Annotated in this window: 1 rRNA gene; it reads right to left on the reverse strand. The window is 54.3% G+C overall.

The features are described 5' to 3' along the window. Positions 1 to 165 (reverse strand): 16S ribosomal RNA (locus GPK42_RS09595); the annotation flags it as partial. Positions 166 to 394: the final 229 nt, after the last annotated feature.

The following is a 394-nucleotide window of genomic DNA, read 5'->3' on the forward strand; positions in this document are numbered from 1 at the left end:
ATTACCCGTCCTTTCGGGCGGCTATCCCGGGGGAGGGGGCAGGTTCTCCACGTGTTACTCAGCCGTTCGCCACTCGCTTCTATCCGAAGATAGGTGCCGTTCGACTTGCATGTGTTAGGCGCGCCGCCAGCGTTCATCCTGAGCCAGGATCGAACTCTCCGTCCAAAATAAATGGGCTTCGAGCCCGTCCGGTCCTCACAACTATTAGCTGATCGGTTCCGTTCGATTCATATGGTTCTATTAGATAGGAAAAGGAATTTCTCGGGGCCGCCTCTCGGCGGCCTTGCGAAAAACAAATCCAAGTTAGACCATTTCAAATGGTTCGATGTCTGCCCGGATGCGACACTGAAGTAAGTGTCCATCCTCGCAGTATCCGGTTCTCAAGGTGCACGCC

Origin of the sequence: Collinsella aerofaciens (assembly GCF_018785265.1) — a bacterium.
GTDB classification, from domain to species: domain Bacteria; phylum Actinomycetota; class Coriobacteriia; order Coriobacteriales; family Coriobacteriaceae; genus Collinsella; species Collinsella aerofaciens_AI.